A 24,122-nucleotide genomic window follows, 5' to 3' on the forward strand; every position below is an offset into this window, starting at 1 on the left:
GTGCCTTGTGCACGCTTTTTTTATGTCTGTAAATATAGGGTTCTATCAGCCCGGATTAATCCGGCAAACACTTTTCCCATCTTCATACCGTTCAGCTTGCAATTCTACTCCTGATTCTTTATCTTAAAATCATTGGATAGGGCTTCATTAACTGTTTTTTCAATTGCATAAAGATCATCCCTGCTGACGACAGGATCAAGTTTGTTCCAATCGACAAATCTAACAAAATATTTTTTTCGGATTTTTGATAAGTGAACAATTGAATGAGGAAATTCATCAAAATAAGCTCTGACTCTTCCACGCCCGGCATAACTCCATCTAATCAGTTTCATTATTATCACCTAGTTAAGTGTAACACGAACGTGTGTACGAGTTAAGTTATTTATTAAAGGAGTTAATAATATGAGTGAACTATTTTTTGTTTATGGCACATTAAGAAAACATGGCAGTAGAGATATTATTCTTGAAGGGGAAAAATTACTCGCTTCCCAGGCATGGACGAAAGGAAAGCTGTTTTTAGCGGACCATCTGGATCCGATTTTGCAGCCGGACTCGAATGAAAGAGCATATGGTGAGCTCTATGAAGTAAGTATTGAAAAGAGCAAGAACTTAAAAAATTTAATGAAAATGAATGGTGAACTTGCAAAAATAACTGTTTATACTGATCACCTTGGTGAGCATGAAGCATTTACTCAGGTTCCACAATCGGACGTTGAATTAGTAGAGAATGTCAGATTCAATGACTGGTTAATACACATGGAAATGGATAGACCGATTCAGTATTACTTTGCTTATGGTTCATGTATGGATGATGAAAGATTTAAGCTGGCAAAAGTGGATCATCTGTTTTTGAATAAAATTGGCGGCGGAAAAGTAGAAAGACTTGAAATGAACTATTCATTAAGTGTGCATGATGGAGGCAGGGCAAATGTAATTGAAACCGGCGGTTCTGGTGAGGGTGTGTTGTATAAAGTAAATCAGAGCGCAGTTGAATATCTGTTTCACCGTGAAGGAGTCGACAGTGGCATGTACAGACCTGCAATGGTAGATGTGACAGTGGACGGCATTCATTACCATAAGAGTTTAACGTTTATTGTCATAGATCCTGTGGAAGAATCAGCACCTCCACTGCACTATGCAACTGAAATTGTTCGTGGCTCTCATGGAGTCGTAAGTGATGAATACCACCAGAAGTTAGTAAAAGATCTAATGAATAAATTTGATCTAGATCTTAAACTGAAAAAATAATCAGTATGAAATTTACTCTGAAAAGGACACTCCTTTTCAGAGTTTTTTTATAAAGTGCTTTAAACACACGTATAGCGCAATTTATAAGAGTGCTAAGTAAAAACGAAAATTAAATATGCCGAAATTTCATGTTCTGGTACGCTGAGAAGCCATAATTCGGATTCAGGAGAAATCTCACCCGCATGTTAGCGCTTTCACTCTGTGTAACTGCTTCTAACTCACTACTTTCCGGTTTACCCTTGTGTGAGGTCTCCTACGTGTTACGATAATACTCGTGATTAAAAAAGCGAACAAAAAACCGAACAATATATCTGAAAATAGCAATGAAAACAAAGGAGATGGGCTAAATGTCTAAGGATTTAAGAGTAGCATTTATTGGAGCAGGAAATATGGCGGAGGCAATGATTTCAGGGATCGTTAAGACTGGAACACTAGAACCCCGTCAAGTCACTGCAACAAACAGAAGTAACGCTGATCGCTTACTTGAACTTCATAATGAATATGGAATTCAGGGAATTATGAGGGATAAATTACAGCTTTCTTCTTATGATGTGATCTTCCTGGCTATGAAGCCTAAAGACGCAGAAAGCTCTTTACTCTCAATTAAAGATTATATTAGACCAGATCAGGTCGTAATGAGTGTTTTAGCCGGAATTTCAACTGAATTTATGGAAGAACACTTAAATGAAGGTCAACAGGTGATTCGAGTCATGCCAAATACCTCAAGTATGCTGAGAGAATCAGCTACTGCAATTTCACCGGGACAGAATGTCACGATGAAAAACGTGAAGTTAGCTAAAAGTCTGCTTTCTTCTATTGGAGAGGTGTACGTGATTGAAGAAGATCAAATGGATCTTTTCACAGGTATCGCCGGAAGCGGACCGGCTTACTTCTATTATTTGATGGAGCATATTGAAAAGACTGCCCAGGAGAATGGCATGAATGTTCAACAAGCACGTGATATTGGTGCACAGACAATCCTTGGCGCAGCAAAAATGATGATTGAACGCGATGAAACACCAACTGAATTAAGACAAAACGTTACATCACCAAATGGAACAACTGCTGCTGGACTGAACGCATTAAACGAAAATGGCGGGGGTACAGCAATTAAGGCAGCCATAGAGGGTGCAATGAACCGATCGAAAGAGATTACAGAACAAATGGCTAAAGTAACTGTTCAGTAAACAGTTTAAAAACAATAGACAGAAATTCTTAAAATCAGGAGTGATAGCATGACATCGGATAATCAAAAAAGAGTTGTAATTAAAATTGGAAGCAGTTCATTGACAAGTTCATCAGGTGACATCAGCCGAAGAAAAATTCAGCGTATTACAGATCAGGTTGCTGAATTAAAAGATGATGGCCATGAAGTCGTATTAGTATCTTCTGGTGCTGTGGCAGCCGGGTACAGAACTCTGGGCTTTGTTAACCGTCCATCATCTTTACCTGAAAAACAGGCAGCGGCAGCAATTGGCCAGGGACGTCTGATTGAGACTTATTCTGAGTTGTTTACATCTCACGGATATGCTGCTTCACAAATCTTAATTACCCGCAGCGATTTTTCCGATGAAACACGCTACAACAACGTGAGAAATACCATTAATGTTTTATTGGAGCGCGGAATTGTACCGATCGTTAATGAAAACGATACTGTGACAACTGATCGCCTGAGATTTGGAGATAACGATACATTATCTGCCAAAGTTGCAGGCCTTGTAGATTCTGATCAGCTGGTTATTTTATCTGATATTGACGGACTGTATAATGATGATCCGCGTAAAAACCCTGACGCTGAACTGTTAAAAGAAGTAACTGAAATTACACGTGAAATTGAAGATATGGCTGGTGAACCGGGTTCAGCTGTCGGTACTGGCGGTATGAGATCTAAAATAGATGCATTTAAAATTTCTATGGCTTCAGGCATACCATCTTTCCTCGGGAGAGCCGGTGTGAAAGACATCATTGTAGAAGCAGTAAATGAAACTGCGCGCGGGACTTACTTTGAACTTGCAAAAATTGATGTGAATCTTGACCGTAAACGACAGTGGATTGCGTTTAACTCAGGCCCTGAAGGTGAAATTTTAATTGATAAAAAAGCAAAAGATATCATTGTAAATGAAAAAGGTAATTTACAGCCAAGTCATATTTATCAAATCAACGGATACTTTAAAAAAGGTAGTGTTGTACGTATCTTAGACGTGGATAATAACAAGCTTGGACTTGGGGTTGTCAATTATTCTTCTAAAGATCTTGAACAATTCCAACTTAATCAGTCTGACCAGAAGCCGGAAGCCGCAATCAATAATGAATCGTTCGTATGTGAATTGGATGTAGCGCTTCCACTGGGAGTTTAATCGACAGGCTAATCAAGGATATAAAGGCAAAAAACCAAAATCTCACAAGGAGTGGTTTGATGACTACAATGACAAAAATAAATGTAAAACAACAGGCGCAGGCAGCACAGAAAGCTTCAAAAGAGCTCGGACTGCTTTCAACTGAAACTAAAAATAAAGCATTAAATACTATTGCTGACCATTTGGAAAAGAATACTGCATTGATTCTTGAAGCCAATTCGAAAGATCTTGCAAACGGAAAAGATGCAGGGTATGACGCTGCTTATATGGACCGTCTTGCACTTGATGAGGATCGTGTCAAAGACTTTGCAGACGGCTTGCGCCAGGTAGCAAAGCTTGATGATCCATCTGGAAAGGTTACAGATGAGTGGACGCTTGAAAATGGTCTAAATGTACAAACGATACGTGTGCCACTGGGTGTCATCGGAATGATCTATGAAGCACGTCCGAACGTTACAGCTGATGCTACCGGACTGGCATTAAAATCCGGTAATGCAATTGTGCTTAAAGGCGGTTCTTCTGCAATCAACTCGAATCGTCAAATTGTCAGCGTTATGAAAGAAGCACTTCAGGAAACTGAAATTTCTTCAGATGCAGTTCAGTTTATTGACAGCACGGATCGTTCAGCAACTGAAGAGCTATTTACAATGAAAGAACACATCGATGTGCTGATTCCACGCGGTGGTGGCAAGCTGATTTCAGCGGTTGTTAACAATGCAACGGTTCCAGTGCTCGAAACGGGTGTAGGGAACTGCCACATTTATATAGATAAAGATGCCGATGCTGAAAAAGCACTAGCGATTTTAGTGAATGCCAAAACTGATCGTCCTGCAGTATGTAATGCTGCTGAGACAGTGATCATTCATGAAGCTTTCTTAAATACACACAAAGATAAGCTTATTGCAACGTTAGAAGAAAATAATATCAATGTTTATGGTGATGATTCAGCATGTGAAGTTATTCCTGGTGCGATGAAAGCTGATCAGGATCACTGGGCAAATGAATTCCTGAGTCTTGATATCGCGATGAAAATTGTTTCTGATGTAGATGAAGCGATTGCGCACATTGATGAATTCGGAACAAAACATTCAGAAGCAATCGTGACAGAAAATGAAAATACTGCAAAGCGTTTCAAAGGAATGGTAGATGCTGCAGCAATATATCAAAATGCGTCTACACGCTTTACTGACGGCAGTGCACTTGGCTTTGGTGCTGAAATTGGTATTTCAACTCAAAAGCTTCACGCTCGCGGACCAATGGGATTACCGGCATTAACCACAATTAAGTATGTAATGACAGGAAACGGTCAGATCCGATAAAAAAAGCAGCCACTAAGGCTGCTTTTTTTAATGTTGATTTTGTTCTTCCTGTTGACGTGGTCCGTTAGACAGTTTGTACTTTAATTCGAAAAAATTTTTAGTTAACTTCGGAATTGGTCCGTCAAACAGTTTTTCTCTCCAGAATAAATCAGCTGATTTCTGCACTGCACCGGCCTTAACCGGGTAGGTGTATACCATTCTGGAGAGTGTGCCAACTTTCATTTTGTTTTTCTTTGCAAAAACAGCAAGCTGCATCCATTCACCGGCATCAGTACCGGCAGCATGTGCACCTAGTATATAACCTTTTTTATCTGTAATAAATTTTACGAATCCTCTGGTTTCATGAGCTGTGATAAACCTGTCAACCTCATTTAAATGTGCTCTGTAAACTTTATAGTCAATGTTATGATCTTCAGCTTCCTGCTCAGTCATGCCCAGATGGAATACCTCGGGAACAGTAAAAGTGACCCATGGAGTGTTGCTGTGATCGAGTGTATTCTTCAGTCCAAATAGAACATTTGATACCACTGTTTTAGCTTCTTCTCCTGCAGCATGAGTAAATGGCAGTGTATTGATCGTGTCACCAACAGCAAATATATGGGGTCTTGATGTTCTGAATGAGGTATCTGTATGAATAAAGCCTTTTACTTTTTCAACACCTGCATTTTCCAGTTGTAACGAATCGATCGCCGGTTTACGTCCTGCTGCCACCAATATTACATCGAACTCATAGGTTGACTGCTGATCTTTCTGCTCCACTGTCAATACAGACTTCTCATTCTTATAGTCAGCATTTATTACTTTTGCATTCAGTTCAATATTTAATTCTTTAGACATTTCGTTTTCCATAAAGCGTGCAATATCACGATCTTCCTTGGAAAAGAGTCTGCCTGATCCTTCGAATACAGTCACTTCAGAACCCAGTCTTGAAAATGCCTGAGCCATTTCCAAACCTACTGTACCACCGCCAATGACACCCAATTTCGAAGGAAGAGCAGGGAGATCAAAGATTGTTTCATTCGTTACATATGGGATCGTTTCTATACCGTCGATAGGAGGGATAACAGGTTTTGAACCTGTAGCTATCACTACTTTATCTGCGTAAATAGAGGTTTCACCAGAAATATTGATGACATGGTCAGATTCAAATGAAGCTTCTCCAAAATACACATCAGCACCCATATCAGTAAACCTGTCACTGCTGTCATGAGACTGAATCGTGTCTCTCGCTTCGTTAATTCTATTCTTCACTTTTTCAAAGCTTAACGTGCCACTTATATTTAATCCGAGTAAATCTGCGGCTTCATACATATTATGTGACATATTAGCCGTTTTAATTAATGCTTTAGAAGGGACACATCCAAAATGCAGACAATCTCCTCCCAATGAATCTCTTTTTTCGATGAGCGCTACTTTTGCTCCCAATGAAGCCATACCGGAAGCTGCGGTCATACCTGCAGAGCCACCGCCTATAATCACTGCCTGATAACGTTCCATCAAATCTCCTCCATATAAAGATCTCGTATTGTTTTCATCCGTTTCTTGTTCACGCCGAAGTCGGAGTGTCCAACGCGAGATGCAGAGCGGTAATGAATCACTTGTTCATCATCTGAAAATAAAAAATCTACATCATCTTTAAATTTAAAGAATGACGAGGTTTCAATGGCATAAATCATATTTTCGTTTTCATTTTTAATCACGATTTTATCCATGGATTCCAGAATTGATTTAAGTCTTTGTTTAGATTCATCCCTTGAACCTCTGTAAGGAAGTGGTTCAAGCCTTTTTTCAGAATCATCCGTTTGAGTTGAAACATTGTTAGGTTTATCAGAGAGAGGCAACAGTTGTCCATTTTTTAATCTTTCGTTCAAATTCATTCCATTCACTCCTTCAAATAATCACTTTTGTTTAAAAAGAAATAGCCCCGCTGGTGAACGACAGGAAGATCATACATAGAATATGCCGCACCAATGAGTTGTTTCGGGATAAAGAAATGCAGCGTTTCTTTTTTCTCTCCGATTATGATATCAAAGGTGTAAGTCAAATCACCAATAAAACCATTTTTGGGTACATGTTCGATTTCAACAACATAATGAGGTTTTAAATCACCAAGTACCCTGGTCTCTTCAGCAGAGATTGGCCGGGGGTAAGCTTTAATTTGTCCTGAAACCGTATAAGTAAGCTGATCAATTTTAGATTCAGACTGGTTTATAAAACAAACGCTGTAATGGTAGCCTTCAAATTCATTTGGTCTGGTATCAAGTACAGCCAAAAACCATTGATGATCGATCATGGATGTTTGCCTCCTATACGTCTATCTAACCTGCTATACCCTATACAAAGAAAACAAAAACAGCACATGAAAGGATGTGCTGTTTTTGTCATATTAAATAATCATAATAGGCAATAAAAACTGCGGCTAATGAAAGAGCTGTATAAACTAAACTGGTTCCTTCTATCACTTTCGGATACAAGTATTTTGTCTGCTCTTCAAATTGAACCGTCGAAAGAGATGATTCTGCAGGCTGCCTGTTCGCTTTAGCGTAGTTGCCCGGAGCTGTAAAAAATCGGATTACAACAATACTGAAAATACCTGCAAAAAATGAAACATCGATAAATCCGGATTCTAGTATCATCATAAGTATCACGTTTACTGCAATAATTACTAAAGCTGTAATTGATAGGTTTAAAAATTTAATCAACACGTTCACTCCCAAGTGGTTCTATATACAGTTTCTCATAATATAGAAGTGTCTTCCATAATAAGTTTACAAGTCGGTTTAAATGTAAGCGTTTGCTTGTGAAATGTGAAAAAAGTTCTGGTTAATGGGTTGTCACAAAGTACTCACAGAGCTATAATTGTCCGTATATCAAAAACAAATGTCTTTTTATAAAGTACAATGTAATGGAAGCAGGTGCATGTTGATGGAAAAGCAAATCAATGTTGGAATGTTAGGTTTTGGAACAGTAGGAAGCGGAGTTGCAACGATTATAAGAGAAAATGAGCTGCAACTTTCCCAAAAACTTGGAGCAGCCGTGAAAATTAAAAAAATTGCTGTTCGGGATATAGACAAACACCGGAGTGCAGATATAAATGGAAGTGAATTAACAACAGATATAGACGATGTCATACAGGATGAATCCATTAAAGTAATTGTCGAAGTAATGGGCGGTATAGAAGAAGCACACCAGGCGATCGAAAAAGCCCTGAAAGCAAATAAGGCTGTTATAACTGCGAATAAAGACTTAATGGCTCTTCACGGACATTCTTTATTAAAGTTAGCTGAAGAGCACCAGGCGGACCTTTATTATGAGGCGAGTGTGGCCGGTGGGATTCCGATTATCAGGACGCTTGAAGATGGTTTAGCTTCTGACCGTATTTCTACAATTATGGGAATCGTGAATGGAACGACTAACTATATCCTGACTAAAATGAAAGAAGAAGGCTGGAGCTATGAATATGCATTGAAAGAAGCGCAGGCACTTGGATTTGCTGAAAGCGATCCGACAGCTGATGTAGAAGGACTGGATGCCGCGAGAAAGATGGCAATTCTTGCGACGCTCGCATTTTCAATGGAAGTTTATCTGGATGATGTTGAAGTGACCGGAATGACAAATATTACTGCAGAAGATATGTCACTTGCTGAGCAATTTGGATATAGCGTAAAGATGCTTGGCTTTGCTGAAAAAGATAAAGACGGTGTAGACGTAGCTGTAGAGCCGGTATTTCTGAGATCTTCCCACCCGCTTGCAGCAGTCAGAAATGAGTACAACGCTGTATATGTATATGGTGATGCTGTTGGAGAAACAATGTTTTACGGTCCTGGAGCAGGGTCTATGCCAACCGCTACATCTGTAGTATCTGATGTCATCTCAGCATGCCGAAACCTTCTATTAGGCGTTTCTGGTGCAAGACACATTGATTACGTGAATGCCCGTCAAATTAAGCAGGAAGATCAGCAACGCGCACAATTTTTTCACAGGCTGCTGGTAAAAGATGAAATTGGTGTATTTTCATCACTGACAGATATTTACGGAAAGTATGAAGCAAGTTTGAGTTCAATTATACAACGTCCTGGAGAAAAGGAAGGAGAGGCTGAAGTGATTTTAATTACTCATCCGGTCTCCAGAAAAAATCATCATAAAATTATTGATGAACTAAACGGCTCTGACGTAGTAAAAACGATTATCAGTCAATATAGAGTAGAAGGGGGCGACCGCTAATGAGGTGGAAAGGATTACTAGAACAATACAAAGAATGGCTCCCGGTAAATGAAGAAACACCTATGTTAAGCCTGAATGAAGGAAACACCCCTTTAATCTATTTAGAAACCCTGTCAAAAGAGTGGGGAATTACACTTTACGCTAAGGTAGAAGGTGCAAATCCTACCGGTTCTTTTAAAGATCGTGGAATGGTAATGGCTGTAGCGAAAGCAAAAGAAGCAGGCAGCAAAGCAATCATCTGTGCATCAACAGGAAACACTTCGGCTTCTGCAGCTGCCTACGGTGCCAGAGCAGGATTACGGACTATTGTCGTTATTCCGGAAGGGAAGATTGCACTTGGCAAGCTTGCTCAGGCGCGTATGTATGGAGCTGAGATCATTTCAATTGAAGGAAATTTTGATGAGGCGTTAAACCTTGTGAGAAAAATCAGTGAAGAAGAGGATATTACACTTGTGAATTCAGTAAATCCTTATCGGCTGGAAGGTCAAAAAACAGCAGCATTAGAATTAATTGATCAGCTTGGACAGGCACCGGATATTCTGGCTCTTCCTGTAGGAAATGCAGGGAATATTTCAGCGTATTGGAAAGGGTTCACTGAATATCAACAAAAGCAGGGAGGGAGTCTTCCTGAGCTGCTTGGCGCCCAGGCTTCCGGAGCGGCACCAATTGTGCACGGCAGAGTGTTCGATCAGCCTGAAACAGTCGCTACTGCAATTCGTATCGGACATCCTGCGAGCTGGAAATTAGCTTTAAATGCTTTGGAAGAGTCTGATGGTCATATTTTAGAAGTGACAGATGAAGAGATCCTGGAAGCATATCAGTTGATAGCCCAACGCGAAGGAGTCTTTGCAGAACCTGCATCATGCGCACCTATTGCAGCTATAAAGAAACGTATTGCTGAAGGGAAAATTAAAAAAGGATCTACTGTTACTGCTGTTTTAACAGGTAATGGACTCAAAGATCCGGAAACTGCAATTGGCATTTCAGACCTGGAACCTCTTGTCATTAAACCTGAAATTGAAGCATTAAGAAGCGAATTGAAAGGAGAGGTTATTCTGTGACCTTCTCTCCATTTTCAGTAAGAACACCAGCTTCGACAGCAAATCTGGGACCGGGCTTTGATTCGATCGGACTTGCTCTGCCAATATTCCAGACAATTGATGTGGAACCTGGCAGTTCATGGAGCGTTTCATATGATCAACAGGAATTTCAGCACCTGCCGCCTGATGGATCAAACCTGATTCTGAAAACAATTCATAAGGTAGCAAGAGATGCTGGTATGGAATGTCCGACAGCTGAACTATACGTTCGTTCTGATATCCCCTTATCCAGAGGATTGGGGAGCAGTGCTGCAGCTATAGCAGCAGGTGTTTCAATAGCAGATCGCCTAATGAACTTAAATTTAAGTATTGATGAGCAAATAAAAGCTGCCTCAGAAATTGAAGGCCACCCGGATAATGTATCAGCTTCTATTGCCGGAGGATTGACTGTCTCAAGATATGCTGATCATGAATTAACTAGTATATCGTTGCCCGTTGAAGGATTTTCAGTCGTCATCATGGCACCTGAAAATGAGCTTGAAACAGAAAAATCAAGAGGTGTCATACCTGATACTTTGAAGCACCATGAAGCAGTATTATCAAGTGCTGCAGCGAATGTTATGGTGGCATCATTATTAGTCAAAGACTTTCGGAAAGCCGGTCAAGTCATGATGAAGGATGGTTTTCATGAGCCGTACAGGTTGAATTTTTTCCCGCAATTTGAAGAGATTAAAGAAAAATCAGGTGATCTGGGTGCTTTTGCAGTGACAATCAGCGGAGCAGGTCCTTGTATTGCTGTTTTTGCTGAAGATTCAGCTTCGTCCTGTGTGAGTGAACAGTTGACGGCAATGTATCCTGAATTTAAGGTCATGCAATTGAAACCTGTCAATCAAGGAACAATACTAAATGAATACCCTTCAAACCGCCTGTCAGTATAACAGGCGGTTTTTAATTGTGATAATAAAACCGGTAGAGAATACGTTTTCCCACTTTTTGAAAAATATGATGGTTTGCGGTTGGTGTATTTTGGTTAATACATGTACTAGAGGAATAAAGAAAAGATCGTCAATTGACTATAAAGGAGTGGAGATAAAGTGAATTTTTCAGATGTCCAAAAAAATGGCCAGCCCGGACAACATCAAAACAAACAGCCTGGTGAAACATCAGCAATGAACCCTGAACCCATTCACGATGATAAGAATTATAAAGGGAGCGGGAAGCTGAAGGGAAAAACAATCCTGATTACCGGTGGAGACAGTGGAATCGGTAAAGCAGCTGCTATTGCTTATGCAAAAGAGGGTGCCAACCTTTCTATTGTCTATTTAGATGAACATGAAGACGCTAAAAAAACTAAAGAAGAAGTGCAGGCCTATGGAGCAAAATGTCTGATTCTCAGCGGCGATGTAGGTAATGAAGAATTTTGTAAATTGGCAGTTTCAAGTACTGTTAAAGAATTTGGCGGCCTTGACGTACTAGTCAATAATGCAGCGGAACAGCACCCGAAAGACTCAATTGAAGAAATCTCTGCTGCTCAGCTTGAAAAAACTTTTAAAACAAATATTTTTTCAATGTTTCATTTAGTCAAAGCTTCACTTGAACACCTGAAAGAAGGTAGTGCGATTATTAATACCAGCTCTGTGACAGCGTATGCAGGAAACGAACAGCTGATTGATTATTCTTCAACAAAGGGTGCAATCACGAGCTTTACAAGATCTCTTGCAAAATCATTGACAGCAAGAAAAATCAGAGTAAATGCTGTAGCACCAGGGCCAATTTGGACACCGTTAATTCCTTCAACATTTGACAGTGAACAGGTGTCTGAATTTGGAGCTTCTAATCCTCAGGAAAGACCAGGTCAGCCTGCGGAGCTTGCTCCTGCATACGTGATGCTGGCGTCAGATGACAGTTCCTATATGACTGGTCAGACGATTCATATTAACGGCGGAACTTTTATGTCAAACTGATATTTAGTGTTATGCAGTTTTAATTCACGGCAAACAGATGAATTGTAGGCATTATAAAACTCCCTGCACAAGTGCAGGGAGTTTTGTTTTAAATTAATAATCTTCATCTACAAATTGCCAGCCATCATCCTGAAACTCAGAAATTTCCTGAACTTCATCCTCACGTAATCCATTCGTCAATAACTGGTCAGCTCTTACATGTGCTGTTTCCTCCGGCTGATGGTCTCTTAACAGTTCATCTCGGTTTCGCTTCATAATTAAGCCACCTCCATGAATAATAGTAATGAGCAATTGACTAGAGGAATACTACACTCATATTTTAACACGAATTAGAGGATTTATACATATCTTATTTCTCGGTGTCCAATAACCCTTCCGAAGAAGAATCAGACTGTGAGTTTCTTTTCTTTTTTTCATTTTTCTGATCAATTTTCTGATCTTCAACAGGAACAGGATCAGTGAACTTTTCATCTTCGTGCCGATCCAGGATATTTTTCTTATCACTTTTGATGCGATCAGGCTGGTCGTTAAATTTATTATCTTTGCTCATTTTATCCCTCCTAATAGGCTTACTAGTATTACATTCCCTTTTTTTAATCTGAATAAAACTTACTTAGTAGCAACTCCGAATTAAAAAGATGTTTCAAAAGAAACAATAAAGGAAATAAAGATAATATGAATGAAAGAGGAGGGCTTTATAATGGGATTTAAACGACTAGCAATACTTGGACTTGGCGCAGCAGGCGCAGCTTATTTTAAGAAAAAAGAAAACAGAGACAAAGCAAAAGTTGCTTTTGAAGATTCGAAAGTGAAAGTAAGTCAAATGGTGGATGATGCAAAGAAATCATACGATAATTATAAGACTGGTGAAAAAACCACTGACTACTCTCATGAAGATGATAAGATGATGTCGGAAGGTGCACAGACATCTGTTCAATATTACAATGAACTGCAGGAAGACCAGACAGGGAAGTCACCTCGTCCCGGGACACCGGAATAACAAACAAACAGCCGTTCCGTACGGCTGTTTTTATATTACACAAAAAAATGATAGAAGAAATCAATGCAACAAGCAAAGAAATGATAAATAGTGTATAATAGTAAATGTATAATGATATACTGTAAGATAAGACATTACAAGATCCCTTTTATCTGATCAAAGATAAAACCTGATTTTGTAACTGAAGGGGGACAATCAGTGATGTTTCAAAGAAAACCAACTGAAGAAATTCAAAAAGAGCAAACTGACGTATGGGAATGTTCAGCTGATGGCTGTAATGTATGGATGCGTGATAATTTCTCTGTAAAAGGCCAGGTAGAACAACAGTGTCCGATATGTGGCAGTGATATGGTCAGAGGCAGCAGAAATATTGAAGTAGTACCAAACCCTCAAAATTTCTAATTTTATAAGCCGCAGGGCCACTTGCGGCTTCTCAGAGGTACGGACATGTGATAAACTACATGTAGTATATGAATAGGTAAAGAGGTTCGCGACCATCCCTCTATAAAAAACTAGGACACATTGCAGGAAAACCCTGCTTTTTTTTAGTTGACTCGTGAACACTCTTACTTCTTTCATGAATCGCATCATGAAAAGGAGAGGAGCTTTTTTTATGGATAAAAATAAAGCAATTGTTGTTTTTAGCGGTGGTCAGGATAGTACCACTTGTCTATTTTGGGCTTTGGAAAAATTTGATTCAGTAGAAGCTGTGACATTCGCTTACGGTCAGCGTCATGCCTCTGAAATTGAAGCAGCAAAAGAGATCGCAAGCGATTTGGGTGTCAAACACCATTTATTAGATATGAGCTTACTAAACCAGCTGGCACCATCTGCCTTAACAAGAGATGAGGAAATTACAGAAAAAGAAGGAGAACTTCCATCAACATTCGTACCTGGACGAAACCTGATGTTTCTGTCTTTTGCATCTGTATTAGCTCATCAAGTTAATGCAAAGCACGTTGTTACCGGAGTCTGCGAAACTGATTTCAGTGGATACCCAGACTGCAGAGATGCCTTTGTGAAATCACTGAACGTATCAGTTAATTTATCGATGGATAAAGATTTTGTGTTCCACACACCGTTAATGTGGCTAGATAAGAAAGAAACATGGGCGCTTGCTGATGAACTGAATCGATTTGATTATATTCGAAATCATACAATCACTTGTTATAACGGGATAAAAGGGGACGGATGCGGAGATTGTCCGTCATGCAAACTTCGTTTGAATGGCATGAACGAGTATTTAAACAGCAAGGAGGGGATGAGATGATGCAGCAAATCTATCCCGCTCCAATGCACAATTATTCATATGAATTGAATAAGGACTTCCACTTCTCTGCAGCACATGCAATTCCGACAGAAGATGCAGGAAAGTGTCAGTTTGTTCACGGACATACTTACTACGTGAATATTACTGTTGCAGGTGACGATCTGGACCACGCAGGTTTCTTAATCAATTTTAAAAAAATCAAACAGCTCGTTCACGATCGTTTCGACCACACATTGTTAAATGATGATGATTTGTTTTCAAAAAATGATCCTGATAGATTTCCTACAACAGAAGTTGTCGCAAGGTCTATTTGGGAAATTATTGAGAAGCATTTACAACAGACTGAAAACAATCCAACATGCCTTCAGGTATTTCTGCGTGAAACACCAACGAGTTATGTCCTATACCGGCCTAAGAAAGCAGGGAATCAATAATGGAAAAACGCGAAAAGAAATTTCCTGTATTAGAGATTTTCGGCCCGACAGTTCAGGGTGAAGGCATGGTGATTGGTCAGAAAACAATGTTTGTCAGAACAGCAGGGTGTGATTACAGCTGTTCCTGGTGTGACTCAGCATTTACCTGGGATGGAAGTGCTAAAGATGAAATTAATCGAATGACAGCTGAAGAAATTCTTGAAGAATTAAGAGAAACGGGTGGAGATTTATTTGAGCACGTAACCATTTCCGGTGGGAATCCTGCTTTGCTTAAACATTTATCTGAGCTCGTTGATCTTCTTCATCAGGAAGGGATCAAAGTTGCATTGGAAACCCAGGGCAGTATCTGGCAGGACTGGTTCATGGATATTGATGATTTGACACTTTCACCTAAACCTCCAAGTTCAGGCATGAAACCAAACATGGGAATTCTTGATGATATCATGAAAAAACTAAGTGAAAGTCACCACGCTTATTCTCTTAAAATAGTGATTTTTGATGATAATGATCTGAATTTTGCTGAAGATCTTCATCATCGCTATCCTGATGTGCCATTTTATCTTCAGACTGGAAATGATCAGGTACATGAAGAAAAAGATGAACAGCTGATTCCTAACTTAATTTCAAGATATGAATGGCTGATTGATAAAGTGATGGAAAATAACCGGTTGAATCACGTGCGAGTTCTACCCCAGCTGCACACCTATGTGTGGGGGAATAAAAGGGGAGTGTAGGTATAGTGCTGTTCGGATTTATTCTTTTGATGATTAGCATGATCATTTTTTATGTACAATTAAAAAAGAAGAATGCAGATCGAAATGTTATCGTATTATTTTTTGCACTTGCAGGAATCATCACGGGGGTCTGGTTTATATTTGACTGGCTAATGTTACATTTTGTTTTCTGATTCTATATAAAAAGTGAAGGCACCTGATGTGCCTTCACTTTTTTATGCTTATTTGTCCCAATACTGGCCGATAAACTCATCTCTGCCTGACTGTTCTCGATCTTTTTTGTAGGCTTCCGGGTCTTTTTTATAAAATTCCTGATGATATTCCTCTGCAGGATAAAATTCAGCTGCGGGTTCTATTGGCGTTATTACCGGCTTTTTAAAGCGACCTGAATTTGCAAGATCCTGTTTTGACTTTTCAGCTTTTAACTTTTGTTCTTCATTATGGTAAAAAACTGTAGCACGATAAGATGGACCACGGTCCTGAAACTGTCCTTCATCGTCTGTAGGATCCACTTGCTGCCAATATATTTCAAGCAGCTGATCATAAGGAAATAGCGCTGGATCAAACGTAATTTGTACGGCTTCTCTGTGACCTGATTCTCCCGACTTCACATCTTCATATGAAGGGTTTTTTATGTGTCCTCCGGTGTAACCTGAAACAACCTTCTCAATCCCTTCAAATTGATCAAAAGGCTTCACCATACACCAAAAGCATCCTCCGGCAAATGTTGCTTTTTCAAATTTCATATCAAGACCTCCAATTTAGAATAGTTTATTTTAACATTCCGATATCAATTTTTCCCGAAATATGGTTTGATTTTTATAAAAAGAGAGGTTAAAGTGTAACGAATAGCGCAGATATGCGTCTATATTAATAATCAAGACAGAGATTAACGGTGTGTAATCACACACTCAGGAGGAGCTATGGAAACAAGAGTTCAAAAAAGAAAGAAGAAAATAAGAAAAGGTAGAATGATATTTGCTTTATTTATATTGTTCATCATGATCGTTGCAGGTTATGCAGGCAGTCAATACTGGCTGGGTTACCAGTCCTCACAAGGAGCTGCACCAACTCTTCAGCAGGGTGAGGAGTTTCAGCGTTCTTCACCGGAAAACGGCAAAAGAAACATTTTGTTAATTGGTGTCGATAGCAGAGGAGAAGAAAAATCAAGGTCTGATACAATGATGATCGCTCAGTGGGATAGTGAAAGTGACACGATTAAACTCGTATCACTAATGAGAGATATCTATACAGAAATACCGGAATACGGTCCTTATAAGCTGAATACTGCTTTTTATCTTGGTGGACCGGAATTATTAAGGAAAACGATTGATCATAACTTTGACGTTCCAATACACGATTATATGATTGTTGACTTTAAAGCTTTTGAAACAGCTGTTGATACAATTGCACCTGACGGGATCGAAATGAATGTAGAAAAAGCGATGTCCGAAAAAATTGGTGTATCACTTGAAGCTGGAGAACAAAAACTTAATGGTCAGGAATTGCTTGGCTATGCCCGGTTCAGAGCTGACAGTGAAGGTGATTTTGGTAGAGTCGATCGTCAGCAGCAGGTAATTGAAGCATTGATCGATCATACAGTCAGCGTATCTTCAATTGCAAGAGCACCGAAGACGATTGGATCTGTTCAGCCTTATCTGCAGACAAGCATATCTGAATCATCCAAATTACGCTTATTTTCAAGTGTGTTATTCAGTGGTGGAGGAGAAGTTGAGAGGCTTACTGTACCTGTTGAAGGTACCTATTCCACGCCAACATATGAAGGAGCCGGATCCGTTCTTGAATTAGACTGGGCGGCAAATCAGGAAGCGATAAAAGAATTCCTTAAATAATAAAAAACGCAGCGCCTTTTCTTTAGCGCTGCGTTTTTATCTATAATTTTTTCCTGCCTGTTATCAGGTTGTAGATGATTAAGATGACTGCAATAATTATTAATACATGAATAATACCACCAGCAATATCTAATAGCAGTCCTACTAGCCAAACTACGATTAAAATAACAATAATCCACCATAAAATTCTCATCATATGCTGTCACCCCTTTCCTAATTTATTTGATTACAATCAATATTTACCCTAAGAAAACCCGATTAATCCAAAAAAATAGAAAAAAACAACTTATTATGCTGTTTTATAGATGTTCGATCATATGTTCGGTATAATAGTTTTATACATATTCAGTGAAAAGGATGAAGAATTATGAAAGGCGCATCTCATGCACTTGTCGGTACAACAATCGGTCTGGGTACAGCTGTATTTTATGACCTTGAGCCTGCAGCAACAGGATTGGTTATGCTTCTTGGAAGTACAGCCGCGCTTGCGCCGGACCTGGACACAAATGGCAGGCTTTCAAACAGAATATCACTTCATCGTAAATGGCTTTGGTATACGTTATCGGCGATCGGTGTATTAATAGGCATATTCAGTCTGATTTCCTTGTCAGGTGTCATAAAAGCAGGAGGTCTTATTGCTGCCGTCACTCTCATTATTGCACCAAGATTTTTAATTAAACAACGGTTTATGGTTATGTTGACCGGATTTACTTTAGCAGGGATCGGCTGGTTTTATACGGAGTATTGGCTGATTTACTTTGGTTTATTCACAATCGTAAGTTCTTTTTTATCTCACAGAGGTTTGACGCATTCACTACCGGGTCTGATCATATTTACTTACATTGCTCATACACTTGAACTCAGACTCGGTATAGAGGGAATTACGACTGTTTGTTTTTGTGCATATTTAAGTCATTTAATTTTAGATATGAAATTGCTTCCATTCAATAAAAAAGGAGTAAAGTGGTTTCTTCCTTTTTTCAGCAGGGAGTTTTAACGTTTTAAAATTGTAGAAAGCAGTGGTAAACTACAAGCATGAGCTTCATTCGTTTCAGACCTATCTGTCAGGGGTATGGAAATAAATACTCGTATGCTTAAAGGAGTTTGATTATGAAATTGTCACAAGAAAAAAGAATTCAGTTGCATGAATTTAACAACTTAACGAAATCTCTCAGTTTTAATATGTATGACGTATGTTATACGAAATCAAAAAAGGAAAGAGAAGCGTATATTGCATATATTGATGAACAGTATAATGCGGACAGGTTAACTAAAATCCTCACAAATGTTGCAGATATTATAGGGGCTCACGTATTGAATGTAGCAAAACAGGACTACGTGCCACAGGGGGCGAGTGTTACGATTCTCGTATCTGAAGGACCAATCGTGGAAGTGCCAACCGAAAATTTTGAAGAGTCACCAGGGCCGCTGCCATCAACAGCAGCACTTCACCTGGATAAAAGTCATATTACTGTTCATACGTATCCGGAATATCATCCTCATGAAGGGATCAGTACGTTCAGAGCAGATATTGATGTGTCAACATGTGGAGAAATTTCACCGCTAAAAGCTTTGAATTACCTGATTCATTCATTTGATACAGATATTATGACGATGGATTACAGGGTACGTGGGTTTACACGTGATGTAGATGGTCATAAGCTATTTATTGACCATGATATCAATTCAATACAAAATTTCATTCCTAGTGGTATCAAGGATGATTATGACATGATTGATGTGAATGTATATCCGGAAAATATATTTCACACTAAATGTAAGCTGAAAGATTTTGATCTAAACAACTATCTGTTTGGTTATAATAAAGATTCACTAACAGATGATGAAGCATCAGACATTACTGACAGACTCAAAATTGAGATGGATGAAATTTTTTATGGTAAGAACATGAGAGCTCATCCAAGAGATTCATCCAGAAATGAATGACCTGCATATTTGCAGGTCATTTTTTTAGAGGGAGAGATCATATTTGCAGTTATAACTTATTCACTAATTCTAGTTTACATAATATATATTATAGGAAGTTAATGAACCCTCACGAATACTGTCTCATTTCAAAAGTTTACTACTAATAGTGAGACAGAATAGAAAAAATAAAAAGTGAATGCCCACTTTTTATTTTGCTTCTTCATGAAATTTAGCGATCTTATATCGTCTGAATGCGATAAAACCATTTACTGCACTGATTAATATTAAAAAAATACCAAGAGCAAAATCATCACTGAGAAATTGCCTTACACTCCATATTCCGAAAAATACAGCAAATATCAAATTTAATGCTATCATTGCCGGTTGTACACGCATCAATTCAATTATCCTCCTTTATTTTACAGTAAGTGACGATAAGCCTTTTGCAGCCAATTGCTGATGATATTTTTCTTCAAGCTGAATCAATGCTTCGATCGCACTTTCTTCAGTAATAGATCCTTTTTTTAGCTCTTCTTCCCATTCATTTCTTGCTAAAACAGCAGCAATCTGATCCTCCAGTATGTCATTTTCGTACTTTCTTAAATGAACAGATTCTTCAGATTCCATTGTTAACGTTGGCACTAACACGGCATTATGTTCTTCAATCAAATCTTCACTTTCAAAATCCTTATAATAAGCGTAGAGCTTTTGCTCAGCTTCAACGAAGGATTGGGAATGCTCTCCCGCTTCCTTCATTGAGTGTCTGACCATATCTGAAAGGTAAAGCGCTCTTAAAATCTCTCGGTACTCATTTTTTGTCACATCTATTTTCATTAACGGTCATCTCCGTTAGACTGAATTAAATGTGTCTCTCCGTTGCTCTGAGTTATTTTCTTTTCTTTATAAAGTCTTCCAAGTGCACGTTTAAACGACGCTTTACTCATATTAAAGATCATTTTAATTTCATCCGGGCTGCTCTTGTCTCCAAATGGCATGCTGCCACCACGACTAATTAAGTAATCAAAAATGACTTCTGAATCTTCGTCCATCTTATCCTGTTTTCTAGGAAGCAGTGAACCATTTAATGAGCCGTCTTCTTTCACGCCAATAATGCGTACTGTAATGTCCTGGCCAAGACGTGGCTCACTCTTACGTTCACTTTCATGTATAAAGCAACGGTATCCTTCTTCTGTTAACACAAAAGTACCTACGTGCAGAAGTCGGTATGGTCTTCCTTTTAGTTCTTTGTTGTGCACATCTTCATCTGCACGTTCTGACAAGACCTGTACCACTTCTTCTGTAGCAAGTCTTCCGAACATTTGACCAGAGAGGTCTGTACGTAAAGTGATGTACAAATAATCGCCAGCTTCAGGCCACACGTGCTCTACAGCTGGAAGATCCTCCGGAAGTACAGTCACTTCTCTGGAAATGCCAATATCAAGTGCCGCTCCATCACGGTCATTCACTTTAATTACTTTAGCCCACCCGTATACACCTTTTCTGATTTCCGGAATAATGGTTGACGCTGTTAATCTTCCTTTTCTGTCAGGGTATACAAAAAACTCTCTGATATCACCTTCACTGATCTCTTCATGAATTTCTGAGTCATTTATAGGGATTTCTTCAGTTCCTCTCATTAAATAAAAACCAAAAGACGTTTTACCGCCGACTGTCATTGTCTGTACCGTTCCACCAATTGATGCTTGTTCGCTCATTTTTATGCCTCCTGAAATCTAAAATAACTGACTAACTGTATCACAAAATTTGATGCTGTTACAGGTAAGTATAGCGTTCCTGAGGTATTTTTAACAGAAAGAAACATAAAAACACCGCTGGAATGCCGGTGTTATTTAAAAACAGTATTCAGGATATTTTCTATAATGCGTTTTTGTTCTTCAAATAATGGAAGGAACTGTTTTTTCATAACTTCAAAAGCATCTTTTCCCTGGTCCGTTAACGTATACCAATAGACTTTCTGACGTTTGCGTTCATGTGACTTATAATCCTCTGTTCTGTGAAGCAAGCCTTCTTCTGCCATATCATGAAGTGCATCAAGCAATGTGCTTGGAGCAGGCTCCCAATTTCCGCCTATCTTTCTGAATTCTGCTTTAAAATGTTCACTGATCATGCCTGAATGCCTGATCGATAACATGTGAAGTATGTAGAACTTCGTAAATTGGGAAGCGCTCATATTTAATGCGAATTTTTTCGGATTATGCTTACTCATCTAACTCCTCCTTTTAGTAGCTATGTAATTTGGTTTTTATATATCTCCGGACTATTCATGATGCCTGTAAACGCATGTACGATCATATGTTTGCTTTCATTATACAGGAAAAGCCTGCAATTTTGCAGGCTTTTCCATTTGCTATAAGGTTTTATACCACTTTTTTGCTTCAGTTACTTCATCTTCAGTTAACTGGTGTCCGCGATTGTACCATTTTGTTTCTACTGCTGCCCCTGCATTTTTCAGTAGTTCAGTTAAATCTTTAGTTTCTTCAGGCGCACAAATCGGATCGTTTTCCCCTGCTCCGATGAAGACTCTGGTACCTGTAAGATCAGGTAATTTATGGTCGCGTAATGGCACCATTGGATGATGTAACATAGCGGCTCTTAAAGAATCACTGTAATTAAATAATAGACTTCCGGCGATATTCGCTCCGTTAGAATAGCCTATTGCAATGACATTTTTTCTGTCAAATTGATACTTCTGCGCTGCTTCATCCAGGAATTCATGTAACTCCTTCGTACGATACTTTAGATCCTCAATGTCAAACACGCCTTCACTTAATCGTTTGAAGAAACGTGGCATGCCCTGTTCACTAACATTCCCTCTGACGCTTAGTATACTTGCTTCAGGGTCTATCATATCAGCGATGGGCAGTAAATCCTGCTCAGTTCCGCCTGTACCGTGTAATAGCAGTAAAACAGGTTTGTCTTGTTTACCCTCATGAAAAATATGGTGCATTATTGATCTCCACCTTTCAAGTGATTACTATGCTTTATTCTATCTCATATAGAAATATTATTTCAAACTTAAGACTCTCGAATTTGTACTAATCTCTAATTCATTTCCATCAAGCAATAGAAAGTGATATAATGTATTGATATGTTTTAATGGAGGGATTATTAAATGATACAAGTATCAGATGTCAGTCTTCGTTTTGGAGACCGCAAACTGTTTGAAGATGTGAATATTAAATTTAACCCGGGTAACTGTTACGGTTTAATCGGCGCGAACGGTGCAGGGAAATCAACGTTTCTAAAGATTTTATCAGGTGAACTGGAAGCACAGACAGGTAATGTTTCAATGGGACCAAATGAACGTCTCGCAATTTTGAAACAGAACCACTTTGAATATGAAGAAGAAGAAGTAATTAATGTAGTACTCATGGGGCACACGCGCCTTTTTGAAGTAATGCAGGAGAAAAACGCTATTTATATGAAAGAAGATTTTTCGGATGAAGACGGTATTAAAGCAGCCGAACTTGAAGGTGAATTTGGTGAGATGAATGGTTGGGAAGCAGAATCAGAAGCTGCCATTCTTCTTCAGGGTCTTGGTATAGGAGAAGAACACTTTAATAAGAAAATGTCTGAATTGACTGGATCTGAAAAGGTGAAAGTACTTCTTGCTCAGGCACTTTTCGGCAAGCCGGATGTATTACTGCTGGATGAGCCTACTAACGGGCTTGATATTCAGGCGATCCAGTGGTTGGAAGATTTTCTGATTAATTTTGAGAATACAGTAATCGTGGTATCCCATGACCGTCACTTCCTTAATACTGTATGTACGCATATTGCTGATCTGGACTTTAGTAAAATTCAGGTTTATATGGGGAACTATGACTTTTGGTATGAGTCAAGTCAGCTTGCTCAAAAACTGCTTTCTGACCAGAACCAGAAGAAAGAAGAGAAAATTAAAGAGCTGCAGGCATTTGTTGCACGTTTCAGTGCGAATGCTTCTAAATCCAAACAGGCAACATCCCGTAAAAAATCTCTCGAAAAAATAACGCTTGATGATATTAAACCGTCTTCCCGTAAATATCCTTTCGTACAATTTGAAATGGAGCGCGAAATCGGAAACGATGTTCTTCAGGTGAAAGATATAAGTAAGACGATCGACGGTGTAAAAGTACTCGATAACGTTAGCTTCACAATGAATAAAGATGATAAAATTGCGCTGGCAGGCACAGATGAGATTGCTAAAACAACGTTAATGCGTATTTTAATGGGTGAAATTGAGCCTGACAGCGGAAGCTTTAAATGGGGAATTACAACTTCACAGGCTTACTTCCCTCATGACAACTCCACTTACTTTGAAGGCCAGGAATCAGACCTGGTTGACTGGTTAAGACAGTACAGTCCTGAAGACGAAAGTGAAACTTTCCTAAGAGGCTTCCTTGGAAGAATGTTATTTTCAGGTGAAGAAGTCAGGAAAAAGCCTTCTGTACTATCCGGAGGAGAAAAAGTACGCTGTATGCTGTCACGCATGATGCTGAAAAAAGCGAATGTATTGCTTTTGGATGAACCGACAAACCATCTTGATCTTGAGTCGATTACAGCGCTTAACAATGGCCTGATTAATTATAAAGGCGCAATGATTTTTACATCACATGACCATCAGTTCGTTCAGACAATCGCAAACCGTATTATTGATATTACGGATGGCAAGATCACAGATAAACAGCTGACGTACGATGAGTTTTTGGAATGGAATAAACAGCAAGTATCATCATAATAGAAAACCCCT

General features: G+C 39.0%; 32 protein-coding genes and 1 riboswitch. Of the genes, 18 read left to right on the top strand and 14 right to left on the bottom strand.

What is annotated here, in order from left to right; translation table 11 throughout:
- Positions 1 to 104: 104 nt before the first annotated feature.
- On the bottom strand, positions 105 to 332 hold the full coding sequence (locus E2626_RS03755; protein ID WP_134379822.1) for a hypothetical protein: 228 nt from the start codon (positions 330 to 332) through the stop codon (positions 105 to 107).
- 70 nt (positions 333 to 402) lie between these two features.
- On the opposite strand from E2626_RS03755, the gene E2626_RS03760 reads away from it, so the two are divergent.
- The 4 genes from E2626_RS03760 (at position 403) to E2626_RS03775 (ending at position 4,924) form a co-directional block, all read left to right on the top strand.
- Positions 403 to 1,248, top strand: coding sequence for a gamma-glutamylcyclotransferase (locus E2626_RS03760; protein ID WP_134379824.1), 846 nt, complete (start codon positions 403 to 405; stop codon positions 1,246 to 1,248).
- Positions 1,249 to 1,595: 347 nt separating this feature from the next.
- Positions 1,596 to 2,435 (top strand): pyrroline-5-carboxylate reductase, encoded by an 840-nt coding sequence (proC, locus tag E2626_RS03765; RefSeq protein WP_134379826.1) that lies wholly within the window; start codon positions 1,596 to 1,598, stop codon positions 2,433 to 2,435.
- A 48-nt stretch (positions 2,436 to 2,483) separates the two neighbouring features.
- The gene (proB, locus tag E2626_RS03770) at positions 2,484 to 3,605 is read left to right on the top strand and encodes a glutamate 5-kinase (protein WP_134379828.1); all 1,122 of its coding nucleotides are present in this window, start codon (positions 2,484 to 2,486) and stop codon (positions 3,603 to 3,605) included.
- A 59-nt stretch (positions 3,606 to 3,664) separates the two neighbouring features.
- Positions 3,665 to 4,924: a glutamate-5-semialdehyde dehydrogenase gene (locus tag E2626_RS03775; RefSeq protein ID WP_134379830.1), complete on the top strand. Its 1,260-nt coding sequence runs from the start codon at positions 3,665 to 3,667 to the stop codon at positions 4,922 to 4,924.
- 27 nt (positions 4,925 to 4,951) lie between these two features.
- On the opposite strand, the gene E2626_RS03780 is transcribed toward E2626_RS03775, so the two are convergent.
- The 4 genes from E2626_RS03780 to E2626_RS03795 form a co-directional block, all read right to left on the bottom strand.
- Positions 4,952 to 6,421 (bottom strand): dihydrolipoyl dehydrogenase family protein, encoded by a 1,470-nt coding sequence (locus tag E2626_RS03780; RefSeq protein WP_134379832.1) that lies wholly within the window; start codon positions 6,419 to 6,421, stop codon positions 4,952 to 4,954.
- Entirely contained in the window at positions 6,421 to 6,801 is a 381-nt protein-coding gene (locus tag E2626_RS03785; protein WP_134379834.1) for a DUF1499 domain-containing protein, read from the bottom strand. The genes E2626_RS03780 and E2626_RS03785 overlap by 1 nt, the downstream gene beginning before the upstream one ends.
- Positions 6,802 to 6,806: 5 nt before the next feature.
- A complete protein-coding gene (locus E2626_RS03790; RefSeq protein WP_134379836.1) occupies positions 6,807 to 7,217 on the bottom strand; it encodes a hypothetical protein in 411 nt (136 codons plus the stop codon).
- A gap of 88 nt (positions 7,218 to 7,305) precedes the next feature.
- Entirely contained in the window at positions 7,306 to 7,626 is a 321-nt protein-coding gene (locus E2626_RS03795; RefSeq protein ID WP_134379838.1) for a hypothetical protein, read from the bottom strand.
- Positions 7,627 to 7,849: 223 nt separating this feature from the next.
- Between E2626_RS03795 and E2626_RS03800 the strand changes: the two genes are divergently transcribed.
- The 4 genes from E2626_RS03800 to E2626_RS03815 all read left to right on the top strand — a co-directional run bounded on the left by E2626_RS03800 (position 7,850) and on the right by E2626_RS03815 (position 12,152).
- Entirely contained in the window at positions 7,850 to 9,148 is a 1,299-nt protein-coding gene (locus E2626_RS03800; RefSeq protein WP_134379840.1) for a homoserine dehydrogenase, read from the top strand.
- The gene (gene thrC, locus E2626_RS03805) at positions 9,148 to 10,209 is read left to right on the top strand and encodes a threonine synthase (RefSeq protein ID WP_134379842.1); all 1,062 of its coding nucleotides are present in this window, start codon (positions 9,148 to 9,150) and stop codon (positions 10,207 to 10,209) included. The genes E2626_RS03800 and thrC overlap by 1 nt, the downstream gene beginning before the upstream one ends.
- Entirely contained in the window at positions 10,206 to 11,126 is a 921-nt protein-coding gene (gene thrB, locus E2626_RS03810; RefSeq protein ID WP_166786726.1) for a homoserine kinase, read from the top strand. The genes thrC and thrB overlap by 4 nt, the downstream gene beginning before the upstream one ends.
- Positions 11,127 to 11,282: 156 nt before the next feature.
- The gene (locus tag E2626_RS03815) at positions 11,283 to 12,152 is read left to right on the top strand and encodes an SDR family oxidoreductase (protein WP_134379846.1); all 870 of its coding nucleotides are present in this window, start codon (positions 11,283 to 11,285) and stop codon (positions 12,150 to 12,152) included.
- A 93-nt stretch (positions 12,153 to 12,245) separates the two neighbouring features.
- Here E2626_RS03815 and E2626_RS17155 read toward each other — a convergent pair whose 3' ends face one another.
- The gene (locus tag E2626_RS17155; RefSeq protein WP_166786727.1) at positions 12,246 to 12,407 is read right to left on the bottom strand and encodes a hypothetical protein; all 162 of its coding nucleotides are present in this window, start codon (positions 12,405 to 12,407) and stop codon (positions 12,246 to 12,248) included.
- A gap of 94 nt (positions 12,408 to 12,501) precedes the next feature.
- A complete protein-coding gene (locus E2626_RS03820; RefSeq protein WP_134379848.1) occupies positions 12,502 to 12,702 on the bottom strand; it encodes a hypothetical protein in 201 nt (66 codons plus the stop codon).
- A 150-nt stretch (positions 12,703 to 12,852) separates the two neighbouring features.
- Here E2626_RS03820 and E2626_RS03825 point away from each other — a divergent pair, with 150 nt between their 5' ends.
- The 6 genes from E2626_RS03825 (at position 12,853) to E2626_RS17160 (ending at position 15,763) form a co-directional block, all read left to right on the top strand.
- The gene (locus E2626_RS03825) at positions 12,853 to 13,152 is read left to right on the top strand and encodes a hypothetical protein (RefSeq protein ID WP_134379850.1); all 300 of its coding nucleotides are present in this window, start codon (positions 12,853 to 12,855) and stop codon (positions 13,150 to 13,152) included.
- A 201-nt stretch (positions 13,153 to 13,353) separates the two neighbouring features.
- Positions 13,354 to 13,554 carry a cold-inducible protein YdjO-related protein gene (locus tag E2626_RS03830; protein WP_134379852.1) on the top strand — a complete coding sequence of 67 codons (201 nt, stop codon included), beginning with the start codon at positions 13,354 to 13,356 and terminating at the stop codon, positions 13,552 to 13,554.
- 75 nt (positions 13,555 to 13,629) lie between these two features.
- Positions 13,630 to 13,674, top strand: a riboswitch (PreQ1 riboswitch).
- A gap of 91 nt (positions 13,675 to 13,765) precedes the next feature.
- On the top strand, positions 13,766 to 14,422 hold the full coding sequence (gene queC, locus E2626_RS03835; protein ID WP_134379854.1) for a 7-cyano-7-deazaguanine synthase QueC: 657 nt from the start codon (positions 13,766 to 13,768) through the stop codon (positions 14,420 to 14,422).
- Positions 14,419 to 14,856 (top strand): 6-carboxytetrahydropterin synthase QueD, encoded by a 438-nt coding sequence (gene queD, locus E2626_RS03840; protein ID WP_134379856.1) that lies wholly within the window; start codon positions 14,419 to 14,421, stop codon positions 14,854 to 14,856. Before queC ends, queD begins: the two co-directional genes overlap by 4 nt.
- Positions 14,856 to 15,590 (top strand): 7-carboxy-7-deazaguanine synthase QueE, encoded by a 735-nt coding sequence (gene queE / locus E2626_RS03845; protein ID WP_134379858.1) that lies wholly within the window; start codon positions 14,856 to 14,858, stop codon positions 15,588 to 15,590. The genes queD and queE overlap by 1 nt, the downstream gene beginning before the upstream one ends.
- 5 nt (positions 15,591 to 15,595) lie before the next feature.
- On the top strand, positions 15,596 to 15,763 hold the full coding sequence (locus E2626_RS17160) for a hypothetical protein (RefSeq protein WP_166786728.1): 168 nt from the start codon (positions 15,596 to 15,598) through the stop codon (positions 15,761 to 15,763).
- Positions 15,764 to 15,811: 48 nt separating this feature from the next.
- On the opposite strand, the gene msrA is transcribed toward E2626_RS17160, so the two are convergent.
- Positions 15,812 to 16,336 carry a peptide-methionine (S)-S-oxide reductase MsrA gene (msrA, locus tag E2626_RS03850; RefSeq protein ID WP_134379860.1) on the bottom strand — a complete coding sequence of 175 codons (525 nt, stop codon included), beginning with the start codon at positions 16,334 to 16,336 and terminating at the stop codon, positions 15,812 to 15,814.
- 177 nt (positions 16,337 to 16,513) lie between these two features.
- On the opposite strand from msrA, the gene E2626_RS03855 reads away from it, so the two are divergent.
- A complete protein-coding gene (locus E2626_RS03855) occupies positions 16,514 to 17,443 on the top strand; it encodes an LCP family protein (protein ID WP_134379862.1) in 930 nt (309 codons plus the stop codon).
- A gap of 40 nt (positions 17,444 to 17,483) precedes the next feature.
- Here E2626_RS03855 and E2626_RS03860 read toward each other — a convergent pair whose 3' ends face one another.
- On the bottom strand, positions 17,484 to 17,639 hold the full coding sequence (locus E2626_RS03860; RefSeq protein ID WP_134379865.1) for a lmo0937 family membrane protein: 156 nt from the start codon (positions 17,637 to 17,639) through the stop codon (positions 17,484 to 17,486).
- 171 nt (positions 17,640 to 17,810) lie between these two features.
- On the opposite strand from E2626_RS03860, the gene E2626_RS03865 reads away from it, so the two are divergent.
- Both E2626_RS03865 and speD read left to right on the top strand, forming a co-directional pair.
- Positions 17,811 to 18,440, top strand: coding sequence for a metal-dependent hydrolase (locus E2626_RS03865; protein WP_134379867.1), 630 nt, complete (start codon positions 17,811 to 17,813; stop codon positions 18,438 to 18,440).
- Between the two features lie 113 nt (positions 18,441 to 18,553).
- Complete coding sequence (gene speD, locus E2626_RS03870; RefSeq protein ID WP_134379869.1) at positions 18,554 to 19,390, top strand: adenosylmethionine decarboxylase; 837 nt, start codon at positions 18,554 to 18,556, stop codon at positions 19,388 to 19,390.
- 189 nt (positions 19,391 to 19,579) lie between these two features.
- Here the strand turns inward: speD and E2626_RS03875 are convergent, their stop codons facing one another.
- The 5 genes from E2626_RS03875 to E2626_RS03895 all read right to left on the bottom strand — a co-directional run bounded on the left by E2626_RS03875 (position 19,580) and on the right by E2626_RS03895 (position 22,340).
- Positions 19,580 to 19,771: a hypothetical protein gene (locus tag E2626_RS03875; RefSeq protein ID WP_134379871.1), complete on the bottom strand. Its 192-nt coding sequence runs from the start codon at positions 19,769 to 19,771 to the stop codon at positions 19,580 to 19,582.
- Between the two features lie 15 nt (positions 19,772 to 19,786).
- The gene (locus E2626_RS03880; protein ID WP_134379873.1) at positions 19,787 to 20,206 is read right to left on the bottom strand and encodes a hypothetical protein; all 420 of its coding nucleotides are present in this window, start codon (positions 20,204 to 20,206) and stop codon (positions 19,787 to 19,789) included.
- Positions 20,206 to 21,087: a CvfB family protein gene (locus E2626_RS03885; protein WP_208528120.1), complete on the bottom strand. Its 882-nt coding sequence runs from the start codon at positions 21,085 to 21,087 to the stop codon at positions 20,206 to 20,208. The genes E2626_RS03880 and E2626_RS03885 overlap by 1 nt, the downstream gene beginning before the upstream one ends.
- Positions 21,088 to 21,218: 131 nt before the next feature.
- Positions 21,219 to 21,599: a PadR family transcriptional regulator gene (locus tag E2626_RS03890; RefSeq protein ID WP_134379875.1), complete on the bottom strand. Its 381-nt coding sequence runs from the start codon at positions 21,597 to 21,599 to the stop codon at positions 21,219 to 21,221.
- Positions 21,600 to 21,740: 141 nt separating this feature from the next.
- On the bottom strand, positions 21,741 to 22,340 hold the full coding sequence (locus tag E2626_RS03895; protein WP_134379877.1) for an alpha/beta hydrolase: 600 nt from the start codon (positions 22,338 to 22,340) through the stop codon (positions 21,741 to 21,743).
- A 165-nt stretch (positions 22,341 to 22,505) separates the two neighbouring features.
- Here E2626_RS03895 and E2626_RS03900 point away from each other — a divergent pair, with 165 nt between their 5' ends.
- Positions 22,506 to 24,110, top strand: a complete 1,605-nt coding sequence (locus E2626_RS03900) for an ABC-F family ATP-binding cassette domain-containing protein (RefSeq protein ID WP_134379879.1) — start codon at positions 22,506 to 22,508, stop codon at positions 24,108 to 24,110.
- Positions 24,111 to 24,122: the final 12 nt, after the last annotated feature.

It is taken from the genome of Jeotgalibacillus salarius (assembly GCF_004405125.1).
GTDB lineage: Bacteria > Bacillota > Bacilli > Bacillales > Jeotgalibacillaceae > Jeotgalibacillus > Jeotgalibacillus salarius.

Excerpts from the sequence above, each read along its gene's own strand:
- E2626_RS03755 (WP_134379822.1), bottom strand. The coding sequence starts at position 332 with ATGAAACTGATTAGATGGAGTTATGCCGGGCGTGGAAGAGTCAGAGCT.
- E2626_RS03760 (WP_134379824.1), top strand. The coding sequence starts at position 403 with ATGAGTGAACTATTTTTTGTTTATGGCACATTAAGAAAACATGGCAGT.
- proC (WP_134379826.1), top strand. The coding sequence starts at position 1,596 with ATGTCTAAGGATTTAAGAGTAGCATTTATTGGAGCAGGAAATATGGCG.
- proB (WP_134379828.1), top strand. The coding sequence starts at position 2,484 with ATGACATCGGATAATCAAAAAAGAGTTGTAATTAAAATTGGAAGCAGT.
- E2626_RS03775 (WP_134379830.1), top strand. The coding sequence starts at position 3,665 with ATGACTACAATGACAAAAATAAATGTAAAACAACAGGCGCAGGCAGCA.
- E2626_RS03780 (WP_134379832.1), bottom strand. The coding sequence starts at position 6,421 with ATGGAACGTTATCAGGCAGTGATTATAGGCGGTGGCTCTGCAGGTATG.
- E2626_RS03785 (WP_134379834.1), bottom strand. The coding sequence starts at position 6,801 with ATGAATTTGAACGAAAGATTAAAAAATGGACAACTGTTGCCTCTCTCT.
- E2626_RS03790 (WP_134379836.1), bottom strand. The coding sequence starts at position 7,217 with ATGATCGATCATCAATGGTTTTTGGCTGTACTTGATACCAGACCAAAT.
- E2626_RS03800 (WP_134379840.1), top strand. The coding sequence starts at position 7,850 with ATGGAAAAGCAAATCAATGTTGGAATGTTAGGTTTTGGAACAGTAGGA.
- thrC (WP_134379842.1), top strand. The coding sequence starts at position 9,148 with ATGAGGTGGAAAGGATTACTAGAACAATACAAAGAATGGCTCCCGGTA.
- E2626_RS17155 (WP_166786727.1), bottom strand. The coding sequence starts at position 12,407 with ATGAAGCGAAACCGAGATGAACTGTTAAGAGACCATCAGCCGGAGGAA.
- E2626_RS03820 (WP_134379848.1), bottom strand. The coding sequence starts at position 12,702 with ATGAGCAAAGATAATAAATTTAACGACCAGCCTGATCGCATCAAAAGT.
- E2626_RS03825 (WP_134379850.1), top strand. The coding sequence starts at position 12,853 with ATGGGATTTAAACGACTAGCAATACTTGGACTTGGCGCAGCAGGCGCA.
- E2626_RS03830 (WP_134379852.1), top strand. The coding sequence starts at position 13,354 with ATGTTTCAAAGAAAACCAACTGAAGAAATTCAAAAAGAGCAAACTGAC.
- queC (WP_134379854.1), top strand. The coding sequence starts at position 13,766 with ATGGATAAAAATAAAGCAATTGTTGTTTTTAGCGGTGGTCAGGATAGT.
- queD (WP_134379856.1), top strand. The coding sequence starts at position 14,419 with ATGATGCAGCAAATCTATCCCGCTCCAATGCACAATTATTCATATGAA.
- queE (WP_134379858.1), top strand. The coding sequence starts at position 14,856 with ATGGAAAAACGCGAAAAGAAATTTCCTGTATTAGAGATTTTCGGCCCG.
- msrA (WP_134379860.1), bottom strand. The coding sequence starts at position 16,336 with ATGAAATTTGAAAAAGCAACATTTGCCGGAGGATGCTTTTGGTGTATG.
- E2626_RS03855 (WP_134379862.1), top strand. The coding sequence starts at position 16,514 with ATGGAAACAAGAGTTCAAAAAAGAAAGAAGAAAATAAGAAAAGGTAGA.
- E2626_RS03860 (WP_134379865.1), bottom strand. The coding sequence starts at position 17,639 with ATGATGAGAATTTTATGGTGGATTATTGTTATTTTAATCGTAGTTTGG.
- E2626_RS03865 (WP_134379867.1), top strand. The coding sequence starts at position 17,811 with ATGAAAGGCGCATCTCATGCACTTGTCGGTACAACAATCGGTCTGGGT.
- speD (WP_134379869.1), top strand. The coding sequence starts at position 18,554 with ATGAAATTGTCACAAGAAAAAAGAATTCAGTTGCATGAATTTAACAAC.
- E2626_RS03880 (WP_134379873.1), bottom strand. The coding sequence starts at position 20,206 with ATGAAAATAGATGTGACAAAAAATGAGTACCGAGAGATTTTAAGAGCG.
- E2626_RS03885 (WP_208528120.1), bottom strand. The coding sequence starts at position 21,087 with ATGAGCGAACAAGCATCAATTGGTGGAACGGTACAGACAATGACAGTC.
- E2626_RS03890 (WP_134379875.1), bottom strand. The coding sequence starts at position 21,599 with ATGAGTAAGCATAATCCGAAAAAATTCGCATTAAATATGAGCGCTTCC.
- E2626_RS03895 (WP_134379877.1), bottom strand. The coding sequence starts at position 22,340 with ATGCACCATATTTTTCATGAGGGTAAACAAGACAAACCTGTTTTACTG.
- E2626_RS03900 (WP_134379879.1), top strand. The coding sequence starts at position 22,506 with ATGATACAAGTATCAGATGTCAGTCTTCGTTTTGGAGACCGCAAACTG.